At 70.9% G+C, this 16,500-nt stretch carries 15 protein-coding genes and 2 pseudogenes; 8 read left to right on the top strand and 9 right to left on the bottom strand.

Annotated elements, in window-relative coordinates; genetic code table 11:
- Positions 1–40 precede the first annotated feature (40 nt).
- The 5 genes from pucL to DMA15_RS30780 form a co-directional block, all read right to left on the bottom strand.
- Positions 41–973, bottom strand: a complete 933-nt coding sequence (gene pucL, locus DMA15_RS30800) for a factor-independent urate hydroxylase (protein WP_125515970.1) — start codon at positions 971–973, stop codon at positions 41–43.
- Positions 974–978: 5 nt separating this feature from the next.
- Complete coding sequence (gene uraH, locus DMA15_RS30795) at positions 979–1,386, bottom strand: hydroxyisourate hydrolase (protein WP_125515969.1); 408 nt, start codon at positions 1,384–1,386, stop codon at positions 979–981.
- A complete protein-coding gene (gene uraD / locus DMA15_RS30790) occupies positions 1,383–1,907 on the bottom strand; it encodes a 2-oxo-4-hydroxy-4-carboxy-5-ureidoimidazoline decarboxylase (RefSeq protein WP_125515968.1) in 525 nt (174 codons plus the stop codon). Before uraD ends, uraH begins: the two co-directional genes overlap by 4 nt.
- A gap of 162 nt (positions 1,908–2,069) precedes the next feature.
- Positions 2,070–2,432 (bottom strand): helix-turn-helix domain-containing protein, encoded by a 363-nt coding sequence (locus tag DMA15_RS30785; protein ID WP_125515967.1) that lies wholly within the window; start codon positions 2,430–2,432, stop codon positions 2,070–2,072.
- The gene (locus tag DMA15_RS30780; RefSeq protein WP_240660038.1) at positions 2,429–2,743 is read right to left on the bottom strand and encodes a thiamine-binding protein; all 315 of its coding nucleotides are present in this window, start codon (positions 2,741–2,743) and stop codon (positions 2,429–2,431) included. The genes DMA15_RS30785 and DMA15_RS30780 overlap by 4 nt, the downstream gene beginning before the upstream one ends.
- Positions 2,744–2,868: 125 nt before the next feature.
- On the opposite strand from DMA15_RS30780, the gene DMA15_RS30775 reads away from it, so the two are divergent.
- The 3 genes from DMA15_RS30775 (at position 2,869) to DMA15_RS30765 (ending at position 6,314) form a co-directional block, all read left to right on the top strand.
- Positions 2,869–3,696 (top strand): TIM barrel protein, encoded by an 828-nt coding sequence (locus DMA15_RS30775; protein WP_125515966.1) that lies wholly within the window; start codon positions 2,869–2,871, stop codon positions 3,694–3,696.
- A gap of 101 nt (positions 3,697–3,797) precedes the next feature.
- Positions 3,798–4,688, top strand: a complete 891-nt coding sequence (locus DMA15_RS30770; protein ID WP_125515965.1) for a 2-hydroxy-3-oxopropionate reductase — start codon at positions 3,798–3,800, stop codon at positions 4,686–4,688.
- Positions 4,689–4,856: 168 nt separating this feature from the next.
- Positions 4,857–6,314 carry a catalase gene (locus DMA15_RS30765; RefSeq protein ID WP_125515964.1) on the top strand — a complete coding sequence of 486 codons (1,458 nt, stop codon included), beginning with the start codon at positions 4,857–4,859 and terminating at the stop codon, positions 6,312–6,314.
- 416 nt (positions 6,315–6,730) lie between these two features.
- On the opposite strand, the gene DMA15_RS30760 is transcribed toward DMA15_RS30765, so the two are convergent.
- Both DMA15_RS30760 and gcl read right to left on the bottom strand, forming a co-directional pair.
- On the bottom strand, positions 6,731–7,309 hold the full coding sequence (locus tag DMA15_RS30760; protein ID WP_125515963.1) for a YdeI/OmpD-associated family protein: 579 nt from the start codon (positions 7,307–7,309) through the stop codon (positions 6,731–6,733).
- 112 nt (positions 7,310–7,421) lie between these two features.
- A complete protein-coding gene (gcl, locus tag DMA15_RS30755) occupies positions 7,422–9,200 on the bottom strand; it encodes a glyoxylate carboligase (RefSeq protein ID WP_164551968.1) in 1,779 nt (592 codons plus the stop codon).
- A gap of 393 nt (positions 9,201–9,593) precedes the next feature.
- Here gcl and DMA15_RS37720 point away from each other — a divergent pair.
- The 3 genes and pseudogenes from DMA15_RS37720 to DMA15_RS30750 all read left to right on the top strand — a co-directional run.
- Positions 9,594–9,860 (top strand): annotated as a pseudogene (locus tag DMA15_RS37720) (hypothetical protein); the annotation flags it as partial.
- Positions 9,861–10,718: 858 nt separating this feature from the next.
- Positions 10,719–11,117 (top strand): annotated as a pseudogene (locus DMA15_RS36855) (hypothetical protein); the annotation flags it as partial.
- Positions 11,118–11,184: 67 nt separating this feature from the next.
- Positions 11,185–11,814, top strand: coding sequence for an alpha-ketoglutarate-dependent dioxygenase AlkB (locus DMA15_RS30750; RefSeq protein WP_125518113.1), 630 nt, complete (start codon positions 11,185–11,187; stop codon positions 11,812–11,814).
- Positions 11,815–11,837: 23 nt separating this feature from the next.
- Here DMA15_RS30750 and DMA15_RS30745 read toward each other — a convergent pair whose 3' ends face one another.
- Positions 11,838–13,004, bottom strand: a complete 1,167-nt coding sequence (locus DMA15_RS30745) for an MFS transporter (RefSeq protein WP_125518112.1) — start codon at positions 13,002–13,004, stop codon at positions 11,838–11,840.
- A gap of 150 nt (positions 13,005–13,154) precedes the next feature.
- On the opposite strand from DMA15_RS30745, the gene DMA15_RS30740 reads away from it, so the two are divergent.
- A complete protein-coding gene (locus DMA15_RS30740) occupies positions 13,155–13,730 on the top strand; it encodes a GNAT family N-acetyltransferase (protein ID WP_125515961.1) in 576 nt (191 codons plus the stop codon).
- Here the strand turns inward: DMA15_RS30740 and DMA15_RS30735 are convergent.
- The gene (locus DMA15_RS30735; RefSeq protein WP_125515960.1) at positions 13,708–15,357 is read right to left on the bottom strand and encodes an AMP-binding protein; all 1,650 of its coding nucleotides are present in this window, start codon (positions 15,355–15,357) and stop codon (positions 13,708–13,710) included. The two genes, DMA15_RS30740 and DMA15_RS30735, sit on opposite strands and share 23 nt — an antisense overlap.
- A 123-nt stretch (positions 15,358–15,480) precedes the next feature.
- Here DMA15_RS30735 and DMA15_RS30730 point away from each other — a divergent pair, with 123 nt between their 5' ends.
- Positions 15,481–16,500: a DUF5954 family protein gene (locus DMA15_RS30730; RefSeq protein ID WP_125515959.1), complete on the top strand. Its 1,020-nt coding sequence runs from the start codon at positions 15,481–15,483 to the stop codon at positions 16,498–16,500.

The following is a 16,500-nucleotide window of genomic DNA, read 5'->3' as shown; positions in this document are numbered from 1 at the left end:
CCCCCTCCCACTGCGGGGAGGAGGGGGCGCGCGTCCCGCGTCAGAGGTTGGTCATGTCGACCGGGATCTTCGGCTCGACGCCGTCCCGCAGGATGGTGGCCTCGATGAGGCCGTAGGGACGGTCGGCGGCGTAGTAGACGGCCCCGTCCTTGGCTTCGTTGTCGAGGCCGAAGGGCGAGAGGTCCTGGCGGAAGTGGTGCTTGTTGGGCGCGGAGAAGCGGATCTCGTCGATCTCGCTGCGGTTGTTGATGACCCGCGAACCCATCTGGTACAGCGTCTGCTGGAGGGAGAGCGAGTAGGTCTCCACGAAGGCGTGCAGGATGTGCTTCTTCGCCTGCTCGTAGCTCCGCTCCCAGCTGGGCATGCGCTGCTCGTCGCTGGTCCAGTTGTGCCGCCACCACGTGGAAAGGGAGGTGGCGAGGATGCGGTCGTAATCCTCTTGCAGCGTCGTGTACTTGTCCTTGATGTAACCCCAGAACTCGGAGTTCGTGGAGTTCATCACGGTGAGGTCCTTCAGGCCCGACAGGACCTCGAACTTCTCGCCGTCGTACGTGATCTGCGCCAGCCGCGTCTCCTGCCCCTTACGGACGAAGGAGTGCTTGACCTCGTCGGCGCCGATGAACTTGGCGTTGCTGTCGGAGCCGCCGATGCGCTCCCAGGAGTACTCCTCGATGCGGATCCGCGCGCGGTGGATCGAGGGCTGGCTGTCCACGAAGTGCCGGGCGAGGTGGATGCCGTACTGCTCGGCCGACTCGATGCCGTACTCCTTGGCGAACGCGAAGCAGGTGTTCTTCGTCGTGTCCGTCGGCAGGCAGTTGGCGTTCGAGCCGTTGTAGTGGACGTCGTCCAGGTCGCCGGAGAGGGCGACGGAGACGTTCAGGTCCTTGATGTGATGGGTGTCGCCGTCCCGCGTGATCTTTACGACCCGGTTCTCAGCCTTGCCGTACTGGTTCTGTCCCAGAATGGTGGGCATGTCTGCTAGCTCCCTCGGTAAACGGAGTAGCCGAACGGGTTGAGCAGCAGCGGTACGTGGTAGTGCTCGCCCGGCGTGACGGCGAACGTGATCGCCACCTCCGGGAAGAACACGCCGCTCGCACCGCTGTCCCGATTCGCGGGGGCGTCCTGCTGCGCCTCGGCTTGCTGGTTGTTCTTGGTCAGGAAGTACGCCTCGGTCTCGAAGTCGAGGCGTACGTGGGTGACGCCTTCCGGCAGCGCCGGCAGGTCCTTGCAGCGCCCGTCCGCGTCGGTCGCGCTGCCGCCGAGCGGCTTCCACTCCGCGTCCGGGCCGCTGCGGGCGGACAGGGAGATGGCGACGCCCTCCGCGGGGCGTCCGACGCTGGTGTCCAGGATGTGCGTGGACACCGACGCGGTCGTTTCCGTGCTCATGCGGTCTCTTCCTCTTCCCAGTCTTCGACGAGGCGGGTCAGGCGGATGCGGTTGATCTTGCCAAGTTCGGTGCGGACGATCTCCCGCTCCTGCTCGGGCGAGTTGCCGATCCGTTCCTTGACCGCGTCCCGCATCTGCTCGCCGGTGCGGCCGGTCGCGCAGATCAGGAAGACGTGGCCGAACTTCTCCTGGTACGCCAGGTTCAGTTCGAGCATCTCGGCCTTCAGCTCCTCGGAGGCGCCCGCCATGCCCCGCTGCTCGCGGGACGAGGTCGGGTCCCCCGGCTTCGGGCGGCCGATCGGCGGGTGTCCCGCCATCGCCTCGCCCAGATCGTCCGCGGTCAGCTCGGCCATGGCGGCGTCGCTCGCGGCGAAGAGGTCCTCGACGGTGGCGTAGGGGCGCTGGGCGAGCAGTCTGCTCCCCCACGCCGAAGAGGCGCAGGCCTCGTGGAGCGCGGCGGTGGCCACGGGCTCCGTGGAGGCGTTGAACCGGGCGAGGCCCAGGGTCGTACTCGAAGTCACGGGTACCTCCGTGGCCTTGTGCGGGTCGGGCTGCGGATAGCTAACGCCAGCCGAAACACCACGTCAACACTTTGTTGAAAACTTCGAGTAACAAAGGCCGCCCTCCGGTTAACGGAGAGCGGCCTTCTGGGGGCTGGGCGAGGACGGGTGGCGCCGCCCCGCTCAGGTGGAGCGGTTCAGGTAGTTGTACACCGTAAAGCGACTCACCCCGAGCGCGGCGGCCACCGTCTCCACGCCGTGGCGGACGGAGAAGGCACCTCTCGCTTCCAGTATCCGCACGACCTCCTGTTTCGCCTTGCGGTCGAGTTCCGCGAGGGGGCGGCCCTGCTTGCGCTCCAGGGCGAGCAGGATGTGGTCCAGGGAGTCGGCGAGCTGCGGCAGCCGTACGGCCACCACGTCCTCGCCCTCCCAGGACAGGACCACGTCGTCGGTCCCCGCCTGGTCCGGCGGCATCAGCCGGCCGCCCATGGCGTCCACCAGCGGCTTGACCGCGGTGACGAAGGGGTCGTCCCCGAAGCCGGTCACTTATCCGCCTCCCCCGACTGCCGCGGCTCCCCCGGTTCACCCGGTTGGCCGGGTCCGCCCGGGGCGCCCGGCTCGCCGATCACGTTGACCTGGAGGGAGACGCGGGTGGCTCCCGCCCCCAGGGACTGGCGCAGCATCGCGTCGACGGCGGTCAGCACGGCGTCGACGTCGCCCTCGGCCGTATTGCCGAAGGGGCCTACATCCACCGCGTCCAGCGGGGCCCCCTGGATGACCTCGCGGGCCACCAGCGCATGCGCCGGGGCCTCGTCGAGGTCGAACGGTTCGGTCGTGAACTCCACTCTCAATCGCACGCGGCCAACCTACTGCCGGGTCGGGATTTTTCGGCAGCCCCCTCTTGACAGCTTCCGCAGATCGGAGGCAGTCTTCCATCAAGCAGAAATGAACTTCCGCAATACGGAAGGAGCGCGGAAGCCCCATGGGATACTCCGACCAGCGCTTCAATGTGAACCTGTCGATCCTCTTCACCGAGCTCCCGCCCCTGGAGCGCCCCGCGGCCGCCGCGAAGGCAGGCTTCGGCGCGGTCGAGCTGTGGTGGCCCTGGGTCGACGCCCCCACCCCCGAGCAGTCCGAGCTCGACGCCCTGAAGAAGGCGATCGAGGACGCGGGCGTGCAGCTGGTGGGTCTGAACTTCTACGCCGGGCAGCTGCCCGGTCCCGACCGCGGCGCCCTGTCGATCCCCGGCGAGGAGAGCGAGAAGTTCCGCGCGAACCTCGCGGTCGCGGCGGACTTCGCCGCGTCGCTCGGCTGCAAGGCGCTCAACGCGCTGTACGGCAACCGGGTCGACGGCGTGGACCCGGCCGTCCAGGACGAACTCGCCCTGGAGAACCTTGTGTTGGCGGCCCGCGAGGCCTCTCGTGTGGGCGCGGTGCTGCTCATCGAGGCGCTGAACAAGCCCGAGTCGCCGCTCTGCCCGATCGTGAGCGCGCCCAAGGCGATCGAGATCGTCGACAAGGTGAACGCCGCGACCGGGCTCGGTAACGCGAAGTTCCTCATGGACCTGTACCACCTGTCCATGAACGGGGAGGACTTGCCCTCAGTCATCTCGCGGTACGCCGCGAAGACCGGGCATGTGCAGATCGCGGACAACCCCGGGCGGGGGGCGCCCGGGACGGGGTCCCTGCCTCTGGAGGCGTTGCTCGATCAGCTGCGGGACGCGGGTTACGAGGGGTGGGTCGGCCTGGAGTACAAGGCCGGGGACCGGCCCAGCGAGGAGTCCTTCGGCTGGCTGTCCGGGGCGAACTAGCCCGCCGCTTCACGGCGGATGCCTCCCACCCACCCACCCGTCACTCCGCGTCAGAACCTCGCCGCAGGAACGACGTAGTACCGCAGTCAGAAAGGCACCTCATGAGCAACCTCCCGAAGATCGCGTGGATCGGACTCGGCATCATGGGCTCCCCCATGTCCGAGAACCTGATCAAGGCGGGTTACTCCGTCACCGGCTTCACCCTGGAGCAGGACAAGCTGGACCGGCTCTCGGCCGCCGGCGGCACCGCCGCGAAGTCCATCGCGGAGGCCGTCAAGGACGCCGACGTGATCGTCACGATGGTGCCCGCCTCCCCGCAGGTCGAGGCCATCGCGTACGGTCCTGACGGCATCCTGGAGAACGCGCGGTCCGGCGCCCTGATCGTCGACATGTCGTCGATCACGCCGCAGACCTCCGTGGACCTGGCCAAGGCCGCCAAGGAGAAGGGCCTGCGCGTCCTGGACGCCCCGGTCTCCGGTGGCGAGGCGGGTGCCATCGAGGCGGTCCTCTCCATCATGGTCGGCGGTGAGCAGGCCGACTTCGACGAGGCCAAGCCGCTGCTCGAAGCCCTCGGCAAGACCATCGTGCTCTGCGGTCCGCACGGCTCCGGCCAGACCGTGAAGGCCGCCAACCAGCTCATCGTCGCCGTCAACATCCAGGCGTGCGCCGAGGCCGTGGTCTTCCTGGAGAAGTCCGGCGTGGACCTGACGGCCGCGCTCGACGTCCTGAACGGCGGCCTCGCCGGCTCCACCGTGCTGACCCGCAAGAAGGACAACTTCCTGAACCGGGACTTCAAGCCCGGCTTCCGGATCGACCTGCACCACAAGGACATGGGCATCGTCACCGACGCCGCCCGCAACGTGGGCGCCGCCCTGCCCGTCGGCGCGGTCGTCGCCCAGCTCGTCGCCTCGCTGCGCGCGCAGGGCGACGGCGGCCTCGACCACTCCGCCCTGCTGCGCTCCGTCGAGCGGCTCTCGGGCGCCGAGCTGTAACAGCTCCTCATGAACTTCCGGGCCGTGGCGGCGCTGACACCTGTCCTGTCGCGCCCAGGCGCCGCCGCGGCCCGGAACCACAACCTCAAATTCAACAAACTGTTGACGTAGCAGTTCAGGGCTCCTTACGCTCCGAGCACCTCAGCAGTCACAGCACGGAAGGTCACCATGTCGAAGCGCGTGCTTACGACCGAGTCCGGCGCCCCGGTCGCCGACAATCAGAACTCCGCCACCGCCGGCGTCGGTGGCCCGATCCTGCTCCAGGACCAGCACCTCCTCGAGAAGCTGGCCCGCTTCAACCGCGAGCGCATCCCGGAGCGCGTGGTGCACGCCCGCGGCTCGGGCGCGTACGGCTACTTCGAGGTGACCGACGACGTCACCGGCTTCACGCACGCGGACTTCCTCGGTGAGGTCGGCAAGCGCACCGAGGTCTTCCTGCGCTTCTCGACCGTGGCCGACAACCTCGGCGGCGCGGACGCGGTCCGTGACCCGCGCGGTTTCGCGCTGAAGTTCTACACCGAAGAGGGCAACTACGACCTCGTCGGCAACAACACCCCGGTGTTCTTCATCAAGGACCCGATCAAGTTCCCCGACTTCATCCACTCCCAGAAGCGCGACCCCTTCACGGGCAAGCAGGAGCCGGACAACGTCTGGGACTTCTGGGCGCACTCCCCCGAGGCCACGCACCAGATCACCTGGCTGATGGGCGACCGCGGCATCCCGGCCTCGTACCGCCACATGAACGGCTACGGCTCGCACACCTACCAGTGGACGAACGCCAAGGGCGAGGCCTTCTTCGTCAAGTACCACTTCAAGACGAACCAGGGCATCCGCTCCCTCTCCAGCGAGCAGGCCGCCGAGATCGCGGGCAAGGACCCGAACTCGCACCAGACCGACCTGCTCCAGGCGATCGAGCGGGGCGTCAACCCCTCCTGGACGCTGCACGTGCAGATCATGCCCGCGTCCGAGGCGGCGGACTACCGCTTCAACCCGTTCGACCTCACCAAGGTGTGGCCGCACAAGGACTACCCGCTCCAGCGCGTGGGCCGCCTGGTCCTCGACCGCAACCCGGACAACGTCTTCGCGGAGGTCGAGCAGGCCGCGTTCTCCCCGAACAACTTCGTGCCGGGCATCGGCCCCTCGCCGGACAAGATGCTCCAGGGCCGCCTGTTCGCCTACGCGGACGCGCACCGCTACCGCCTGGGCGTCAACCACACCCAGCTCGCGGTCAACGCCCCCAAGGCGGCGAAGGCCGACAACTACGGCCGCGACGGCCTGATGGCGTCCAACGCCTACGGCCGCGACCGCAAGAACTACGAGCCCAACTCGTACGACGGCCCCGCCGAGACCGGTCAGCCGCTCTCCGCGCCGCTCGCGGTCGCCGGGTACACGGGCACGCACGCCGCGCCGACGCACACCAAGGACGACGACTTCTTCCAGGCGGGCGAGTTGTACCGCCTGATGTCGGAGGACGAGAAGGCGCGTCTGGTGGCGAACATCGCCGGCGGCCTCTCCCAGGTCTCCCGCGACGACGTCATCGAGAAGAACCTCGCCCACTTCCACGCCGCCGACGCCGACTACGGCAAGCGCGTCGAGGAGGCCGTCCGTGCCCTGCGCGAGGACTGAGCGAGCGTCACAACCCAGGCTGCGCCGGTGAGTTGACGGGAGGTCGACCCACCGGCGCTGAGTCCGCACCGCTGTCACGGACCCGGATGAGGGGTGGTACGTGACGGGTGCGGGCGGGCACGGTCCGCGGCGGCTCTGCGAGCCAGTGCGGTGGTCAAGGTCCGGCGGCTCCTTCTCGACCTGAGGGAGGGAGACCGGTGGTCCGTCGCAGCCGCCGCGGGTCCCGTCCCTTTCGGGACGCCCCACACTCCGTCCGGCAGCGCGTACGCATGTTCCGCCAGTCGCGCGCCGTCGGACGGCAACAACTCCACATCCCACGGCGGGAACGCGAGAGCGCCGGGGTACGGACGGTCCCGTACCCCGGCGCTCTTTCGCGTGCCGCGGCGGCCCGGGATGCGCCGCCGCACCGGCCGGCGTCAGCGGACCGCTTCGCCCGACTCCAGCTTCGCCAGCATCCGTTCGAGGCGCGCGGCGCGCGTCGCCGGGGTCTTCGCCGTCATCAGGCGGTGCAGGACCACGTAACGCTGGGACTTGGTGAGGCCGTCGAACGTCTCGCGCGCCGCCGGTCTCGCCGCGAGCGCGGCGGTCAGGTCGTCCGGCACCGTGGCGTTGCGCTGCGACTCGTACGCCGCCGCCCAGCGGCCGTCCGCCCGCGCCGCTTCGACCTCGGCGAGTCCCGGTTCGCGCATGCGGCCCTCGGCGGTCAGTTCCGCGACGCGGTCGATGTTCACCTTCGACCACAGGCTGCGCGGGCGGCGGCGGGTGATCTTCTGGAGGTAGTGCACGTCGTCGTACGCCTTGCGGTGGCCGGTGATCCAGCCGTAGCAGAGCGCCGCGTCGTTGACCTCCGCGGCCGTCACCGATGCCACCCCCGACCCCTTCTTGGCGAGCTTCACCCAGACACCCGGCGGGCTGTCGTGGTGCTCTTCCAGCCAGGCCGCCAGCTGGGGTTCATCCGTGCAGGTCATGACCTTCAGGCCATCGAGCGAGTCCATCCGGCCACGCTACGGGAACACGTGTGCCCCTGTAAGAAGATCCGTAAGGGCATCGCCAAGGGGCGGCCCACCCTCTCGGGTGAGCCGCCCCTGTCGGCGTGATGGGAAGTGGTCAGACCTGCAGCGAGCGGATCGCCGTCGGCGCGTGGCCCGGTTCCGTCGCCAGCTCCTCGAACTCCTTGACCGCGCTGATGTCGGCCGTCGGGCTCATCGAGATGTTCGTGATGCGCTCCAGGATCGCCTCGACGACCACCGGCACCCGGTGCTCCGCCGCGAGCTTCTTGGCCTGCTCGAAGGCGGGCAGCAGATCGTCGGGCTCGGTGACGCGGATCGCCTTGCAGCCCAGGCCCTCGGCGACCTTGACGTGGTCCACGCCGTAGACGCCGAGCTCCGGGGAGTTCTGGTTCTCGAACTCCAGGTTGACCTGGAAGTTGATGTCCAGGCCGATCTGCGCCTGGCGGATCAGGCCCAGGTAGGCGTTGTTGACCAGGACGTGGACGTACGGGATGCGGTGCTGCGCGCCGACCGCCAGTTCCTCGATCATGAACTGGAAGTCGTAGTCACCGGAGAGCGCCACGACCGGGCTCTGCGGGTCGGCCTTCGCGACGCCGAGCGCGGCCGGGATGGTCCAGCCGAGCGGGCCCGCCTGGCCGCAGTTGATCCAGTGCCGCGGCCGGTAGACGTGCAGCATCTGGGCGCCCGCGATCTGCGAGAGGCCGATCGTGGTGACGTACCGCGTCTCGGGGCCGAAGGCCTTGTTCATCTCCTCGTAGACGCGCTGCGGCTTCATGGGGACGTTGTCGAAGTGCGTGCGGCGCTGGAGCGTGGACTTGCGCTCCAGGTGGGAGGCGACCCACTCCGAGCGGTCGGGCAGCTTGCCCGCGGCCTTCAGCTCCTTGGCGACCTCGACGAAGAGTTCGAGGGCGGCCTTGGCGTCCGAGGCGATGCCGTAGTCCGGCGCGAAGATCTTGCCGATCTGGGTCGGCTCGATGTCGACGTGCACGAACTTACGGCCCTCGGTGTACACGTCCAGCTTGTAGCCGGTGTGGCGGTTGGCCCAGCGGTTGCCGATGCCGAGGACGAAGTCCGACTCCAGGAACGTGGCGTTGCCGTAGCGGTGGCCGGTCTGCTGGCCGACCATGCCGGCGTTCAGGTCGTGGTCGTCGGGGATGGTGCCCCAGCCCATCAGGGTGGGCACGACCGGCGTGTTGGTGATCTCGGCGAACTCGACCAGGAGGTCGGAGGCGTCGGCGTTGATGATGCCGCCGCCCGCGACGATCAGCGGGCGCTCGGACTCCAGGAGGAAGCCGATGGCCTTCTCGATCTGGGCGCGGGTCGCGGACGGCTTGTAGACCGGCAGCGGCTCGTACGTGTCCGGGTCGAACTCGATCTCGGTCTGCTGCACGTCGATGGGCAGGTCGATGAGGACCGGGCCCGGGCGGCCCGAGCGCATCAGGTGGAAGGCCTGCTGGAAGATGCCGGGGACCTGGGCGGCCTCCAGGACGGTGACGGCCATCTTCGTGACCGGCTTGGCGATCGTCGCGATGTCGACCGCCTGGAAGTCCTCCTTGTGCAGGAGGTGCGTGGGCGCCTGGCCGGTGATGCAGAGGATCGGGATCGAGTCGCCGGTGGCGGAGTACAGACCGGTGATCATGTCCGTGCCGGCGGGGCCCGACGTGCCGATGCAGACGCCGATGTTGCCCGGGGTGGTGCGGGTGTAGCCCTCGGCCATGTGCGAGGCGCCCTCGACGTGGCGCGCGAGGGTGTGGTCGATGCCACCGCCCTCCTTGAGCGCCTTGTAGAAGGGGTTGATCGCGGCGCCCGGCACGCCGAACGCGTTGACGACGCCCTCGCGCTTGAGGATCTCAACTGCCGCGCGGGCAGCGGTCATACGAGCCATGGGGTTCTCCTGCTTCGACTGCTTCGACAGCTTCGAGTGCTTCGACTGCTTTTCGGCTGCCGGATACGGCTGGATACGGCTGGATGCGGCTGGCGGATCCGGCTCCCGTCGCGCCCCGCGGCGAGCTCGTGTTTCCGCATTATGGAAAAGATGTTCTGCTATATGGAAGCAATGTAAGGGCGGGTGCCGGACACCGTCAAGAGACCTCCGCGAACCGGCCCGTCCCGGGCCACCCCTGGGCGGGCCCCTCGGGTTTGCGTCAACTTGCCTTCGCCGGGCGCCGGTCGGGTGGAGGATGGCGGGAGACGGCGCGAGGGGCGAGGGTCATGTGACGCCACGCCCCGGTGAGCGCGACGGCACGGTGGTGCGGCGGGCGGTGGCGAGATGACGGACTGCGGTGGCGGTGTACCGGTCCGGTGCCCGGACTGTCTGCGGCGGCATCTGTACGCTCCCCCGCCCCTGCCCTGCGCGTGCGGCGCCCCCGTGACGGCGCCGGTGGCACGCGGCGCGCCCGCGACGCCGGTCACGGACCGCAGCTGGGCGGACGAGTGGGTCACGGTCCGCTGCTGGGCCTGCGGGCGCCGGTGCCAGTGGCCACAGCCGGAACTGGACTGCGACTGCGGGGCGGTCCTGCGAGTCCCGGTAACCCCAGCGCCCAGCACCCCGGCACCGCCGGGTGACGCTCCCCTTCCGGCTCCGGACGGCTTTCCTCGGGGCGCGGACGGCTTCCCTCGGGACGCGGACGGCTTCCCTCGGGGCGCGGACGGGTTCCCTCGGGCCGCGGGAGGGTCGGCGCGGGCGGCGGGCGGGTCTGTGCCGGCTTCCGGTGGGGCGCCACCGGCCCCGGACGGGTCCGCCCCGGCTCCGGGCGGGGCACCACCGACCTCGGGCGGGCCTCCCTCGCGGGGCGAGTTCCGGCCGAAACCCGGCGGGCCTGCCTCGCCGGGCGGAGTGCCGCCGACGGTGGGTGGGCCTGCGCCGAGGCAGGGTGGATCCGCACCGATTCCGGGCGGGGCGCCACCCGCCCCGGACAGATCCGCACCGATTCCCGGCGAGACGCCACCGACCTCGGGCGGATCTTCCTCGCGGGGCGAGTTCCGGCCGAAACCCGGCGGGCCTTCCTCGCCGGGTGGGATGCCGCCGACGGCGGGCGGGCCTGCGCCGAGGCCATCCAGTTCCGCGCCGATTCCGAGCGAGGTGCCGCTGACGCCGGGTGGACCCCCCTCGTCGGGCGGAGGCCCGCCGATCCCCGGCGGCTCGCCCTCGTCGGGTGAGGCGCCGCCGACAGTGGGCGGGCCTGCGCCGACTCCGGGCGGGGGCCCGCCGACCCCGGCCGGGTCTCCCTCGCCCGGCAGAGTCCCGCCGATCCCCGGCGACGCCCCGCCGCCAGGCAGTCATCCGTCCGCGCTGGGCCCGCCCTCGGCGGCGCCGGGGGAGCCTCCGGCTCTGGACGGGCCCCCGCCGCCCGGCGGGCCTCCGACGGCGCTCCCCTCTTCCCGTACCGCCCCCCGCCCCCGGCCCGCCTTCCGGCCCGTCGCCATCCGGGATGCCCGGGACGCCGTCACCGTGGCCGCGCTGTATCTGCGGTGGCTCGGGTTTCCCGATACCCGTAGTGCCGCCCGGCGCCCGCCCTCCGGGGCGCGGATCACCGCGCGCGGGATGCTGGCCCAGGTCGACCCCGGGCTGCGCCGCACCACGCCGCGCGACATCGAGTGCCTGTGGCTCACCGCCCTGGCCGGGGCCGGTGACACCCCCGTCACCTGCGCCTTCTTCTCCCTCGCCGGATACACGGACGAGGCCCGCTCCCGCGCGGACGCGCTCGGCGTGCCGCTGTTCACCCTGGACCTCACCGGCACGCCCCGGCCGGTCAACACCGCCGCGCACGAACTCATCGCGACCGGCGCCTGAGGCGGCCCCCGCCGACAGCCCGCACAGGAATTGGCACACCTGTTCGAGTGAGGAGTACCCTGGACCCATGGCACGGCACCAGCTCCAAGGGTCACTCTTCGATCAGAGCGAGGACCCCGACCTACGCCCCCTGCAGGGGATCCGCAGGACGGTCCTCGGCGACGGGGCGTGGATCGACCTCCTGCCGGGCTGGCTCACCGGCGCCGACGCCCTGTTCGAACGTCTCGCCGCGGACGTCCCCTGGCAGGCCGAGCGCCGGCAGATGTACGAGAGGGTCGTGGACGTACCGCGCCTGCTCGCCTTCTACCGCGCCGGTGAACCCCTGCCCCACCCCGTGCTCGACGAGGCCCGCCGCGCCCTGTCCGCGTACTACGCCGCCGAACTCGGCGAGGAGTTCACGACGGCCGGCCTGTGCCACTACCGCGACGGACGCGACAGCGTGGCGTGGCACGGCGACCGCGTCGGCCGTGGCGCCCGCGAGAACACGATGGTCGCCATCCTCTCCGTGGGCGCCCCCCGCGACCTGCTGCTCCGCCCGCGCCGCGGCGGCGGGACGGTCCGCCACCCCCTCGGGCACGGTGACCTGATCGTGATGGGCGGCTCCTGCCAGCGGACCTGGGAACACGCCGTCCCCAAATCGACCCGCGCCACGGGCGGCCGCATCAGCGTCCAGTTCCGCCCGCACGGAGTCCGCTGACCACCCCCTCGGCGGCGCGGTCCTCAGGCAGGGCCCCGCGCCACGGTCCTCAGATGCAGCAGATGCCGTACGAGGGCCAGCGCGGCCAGCACCGCCACGAGCCCGCAGACCCCCGGCCAGCCGAAGACGCCATGGGCCCGCGCCCCCAGCCAGGAACCGACGCTTCCGCCGAGGTAGGCGCACGTCATGTACGCCGTGTTGAGCCGTGAGCGCGCCTCGTCGCTCAGCGCGAAGATCCGTACCTGGTTGGCGACCATGCCCGACTGCATCGCGACGTCGAGCAGCAGCGACCCCACCGCCAGCGCGGTGAGCCCGACCGCGCCGCCGACGCCCCCGAGCAGCAGGAAGGCGGCCGCGGCGAGCACCGCGAGCATGGCGGCCAGGTTGACCGCGTCGGGCCCCCGCCGGTCCACCTGGCGCCCCGCGACCGGCGTACAGATCATGGTCCCGGCGTTGACCAGGGCAAGCAGGCCGACCGCCGAGGCCCCGAGCCCGTACGCGGGACCGGTCAGCAGGAGCGCGACGCCCGTCCACAGCGCGGAGAACCCGCCGAAGAGCATCGCCTGGTAGAAGCCGGAGCGCCGCAGCTCCGGCTCGGTGCGCAGCAGGCGTAGGGACGCGCCGAGCAGCGCGGGGTAGCTCTGCCGGGAAGGCGCGGTGGTCCTCGGCAGCGCGCGGGAGAGGACGAGCGCGAGGAGCAGGGCGAGGGTCGCCGTCGTCAGATACGGGGCGCGCCAGCCCAGCCACTCGCCGAGGGCCCCGCCGAAGGCGCGGGACAGGAGCATGCCGCCGATCGACCCGCTGAGCAGGGTGCCGGTGACGGCGCCGCGCCGGTCCGCCGGTACGAGCCCCGCCGCCATGGGCGCGAGGATCGGGGCGATCACGGTGGTGACGCCGACGAGGGCGCTCGCCGCGAGCAGCGGCACGAGCCCCGGCGCGAGTCCCGCGCCGAGCAGGCCGAGCCCGGCGAGCGAGAGCAGCGAGACGATGAGCGGCCGGTACGGGACGCGGTCGCCGAGCGGTACGAGGAGGAAGATGCCGGCCGCGTAGCCGAACTGGACGGCCGTCACCACCAGCGTGGCGGTGTCGGCGGACACGCCCAGCCCCTCGGCGACCAACGGGCTGACGGCCTGCGGGAAGTAGACGTTGCCGACGGCCACCCCGCACACGACGGCGAGCAGCAACACCATGCCGCGCCCGAGCCCGGGCGGGTCGACGGCACCCGCGCTCGACTTCACCGGGGCCCGCCCACCACGTCCCGTCGCTCTCTGGATCACCGGCACACGATCCCCGGTGACCCGCGTCGGCACAACCGGATTTCGCCGGGGCATACTCGGCCCATGCCCTCGCTCGCCCCCCTGCCGACTCCCCTCCCGATCCGCCCCGCCACCGCCGCCGAACTCCCCGCCCTCCAGGAGATCGAACGCGCCGCGGGCGAAGCCTTCCGCGCCCTCGGCATGGACGCCGTCGCGGACGACGAACCGCCCACGACAGCGGAGTTGGAGCGTTTCCGCCGGGCGGGCCGGGCATGGGTCGCCACCGACGGTGACGACGCCCCGGTCGCGTACGTACTCAGCGAGCCCACCGAGCACACCGAGCGCACCGAGCACATCGAGCAGATCACTGTGCACCCCAGCGCCGCCCGCCGCCGCGTCGGCCGCGCGCTGATCGAGCACCTCGCGGAGCGGGCCCGCGCGGAGGGCCGGACCGCCCTCACCCTGACGACGTTCGCGGACGTGCCGTGGAACGCCCCGTACTACGCCCGCATCGGCTTCCGCCCGCTCACGGACGCCGAACTCACCCCCGCCCTCAGAGAGATCCGCGCGCACGAGGCGGAGCTGGGTCTCGACCGGTGGCCCCGCCTCTGCATGCACCGCGCCCTCGCGGCGGGCGTCACTCCCCGTACCGCTCCCTGAGTTCGATCTTGCGTACCTTGCCCGAGACCGTCATCGGGAAGGAGTCCAGGATCCGCAGCGCGGCCGGGACCTTGTAGTGGGCCAGCTTCCCCTTGCAGTACGCCTGTAGCTCCTCCAGTGTCAGTACGTCGTCGGGGCTCCGCAGGATCACGCAGGCCAGCGGCGTCTCGCCGTACCGCTCGTCGGGGACGCCCACCACCTGGACGTCGGCGATCTTCGGGTGGGCGTACAGGAACTCCTCGATCTCGCGGGGGTAGATGTTCTCGCCGCCCCTGATGATCATGTCCTTGATGCGGCCGACGATCTGCACGTAACCGTCCTCGCGCATGACCGCGAGGTCGCCCGTGTGCATCCACCGCCCGGAGTCGATGACCTCGGCGGTGCGCTCGGGCTCGTTCCAGTAGCCGAGCATGACGCCGTAGCCGCGCGTGCAAAGCTCCCCGGAGGCGCCGCGCGGCAGGGTCGCGCCGGTCGCCGGGTCGACGATCTTCACCTCGATGTGCGGCAGGACGCGGCCGACGGTGCCCGTGCGGCGCTCCAGGTCGTCGTCGCGGCGCGTCTGCGTGGAGACGGGTGAGGTCTCGGTCATGCCGTAGCAGATGGAGACCTCCTCCATGTGCATCTCGGCGACCACCCGCTTCATCACCTCGACCGGGCAGGGCGAGCCCGCCATGATGCCGGTGCGCAGCGAACTCAGGTCGTACGTCGCGAAGTCGGCGAGGTTCAGCTCCGCGATGAACATGGTGGGCACGCCGTAGAGCGAGGTGCAGCGCTCGCGTTCGACGGCGTGGAGCGTGGCGACGGGGTCGAAGGACGGCGCCGGGATGACGATGCAGGCGCCGTGCGAGGTGGCGCCCAGATTGCCCATCACCATGCCGAAGCAGTGGTAGAAGGGCACGGGCAGACAGATCCGGTCCTGCTCGGTGTAGCCGACCGTGCGGCCCACCCAGTAGCCGTTGTTGAGGATGTTGTGGTGGGAGAGCGTGGCCCCCTTGGGGAAGCCGGTGGTGCCCGACGTGTACTGGATGTTGACCGGGTCGTCGCAGCTCAACCCCGCTTCCCGCACGGCCAGTTCATCCGCTCCGACGGAGGCGGCCGCGTCGAGCAGTACGTCCCACGAGCCGTCGCCGATGTAGTGGACGGCGCGCAGTTCAGGGCAGCGAGGCCGCACCTCGTCGACGAGCGCGCGGTAGTCGCTGCTCTTGTGGGCTTGTGAGGCGATCAGGACGGAGACACCCGCCTGCTTGAGCACGAACTCCAGCTCGTGCGCCCGGTAGGCCGGGTTGATGTTCACCATGATGGCGCCGACGCGGGCGGTGGCATACTGCACGAGCACCCACTCGGCGCAGTTCACCGCCCAGATTCCGACACGGTCCCCCTTGCCGACCCCCGACCCGAGGAACCCGCGTGCCAACCGCTCGACGGCGGCGCCGAATTCGGCGTACGTCCACCGGGTGCCCGCCGCGACATCCACGAGGGCGTCCCGCTCGGGCCAGGCGGCGACGGCCCGGTCGAGGTTCCGCCCGATGGTGTCCCCGAGGAGGGGGGTGCCGCTGGTGCCGTGCGCGTACGAGAGTCCGGTCTCCGCGGTCACGTGGGCACGCCCCTCATTCGCCTTGTTCAACATGGCGTCAAGAATGCCCCGGAGATCCTCCGCCGCCTACCCCTCCCCGTGATCACCGCGCCGCGACACCGGGTCACTTGCGGCATTTGAGCCCGCTCACCCCTTCGAGGCCACCACAATGTGCGCATGGGTGATGACTGGAAGCGACAACTGGACCAGCTCCACGCCGGTTTGGTGCAGCGCGACGATCCCGCCGAGCTGGTGACCGAGGCCGACGCCGTCGACGCGTCGTACCGCTATCCGCACCTCGCGGTCCGCGGGCCCGTCTTCGGCATCGCCGCGCTGGATCCCGCGGCCGGGCCCCACTGGCGGGTGGTGAGGCCGATCGTGGACGGCATGGCCCAGCAGGCGAGGGACACGCTCAACTCGCTGCTGTGGTTCAAGGCCAAGGACGACACCGACGACCCCGCCGAGCGCCGCGATCTGCTGGCGGCGGTCGCGATCCTCGAACGCCGGCCCGTCAACGAGCTGGAGGTCCGCGGCGTGCGCTACCGCGTGGTGCGCGGCGACGAGTTCGCGCGTACGGGAGCCGACGGTCTGGAGCCGCCCCGGCCGACGGACCCGGAACCGGCCGACCGCTCGTGGACCGGGCGGCACAACGCCCCGTCCACGGACCCCGGTTTCGCCCTCGACCCCACCGAGGACACGCCGGGCCTCATGTCGAGCGCCCTCAAGATGGGGCTGCGGCAGTTCACCTACACCGGCGCGCGGTTCCCCGCCGACGTGCGCAGGGACTCCGAGCGGGCCGTCCATACCCACCCCGGCATCGTCCTGCTGCCCGTCGGCTTCGGCGTGGCCGAGCGCCGCGACAAGGGGTGGCGGCCGCGGACCACGCTGATGCCCACCCCGCACGACGCCCGCCGGATGCTGTACGACGCGATGACGGAGTCCTGGCCGCTGCTGCACCAGTTCGACGCCGAGGAGAGGGCGGCGCACGCGCGTGCCGCCGAGGAGTTCAAGGCCGCGGGCCACGCCAACGAGGCGCGCGTGGGCGACTCCCTGTACCGCATCTGCCGTACCGAACGGCTCGTCCGCGTCGGCCCCGACGGCCCGGAGCCGCCCCGCCCCTCGGACGTGGACTCCTACGGCCCCATGAAGATGCATCCCACGATGGACGAGGACGGCAGGCTCCTCCCCGACGACTGA

It is taken from the genome of Streptomyces sp. WAC 01529, from assembly GCF_003945545.1.
GTDB lineage: Bacteria > Actinomycetota > Actinomycetes > Streptomycetales > Streptomycetaceae > Streptomyces > Streptomyces anatolicus.
The sequence above is the reverse complement of the archived record's forward strand: the minus strand, read 5'-3'. Positions and strand labels throughout refer to the sequence as shown.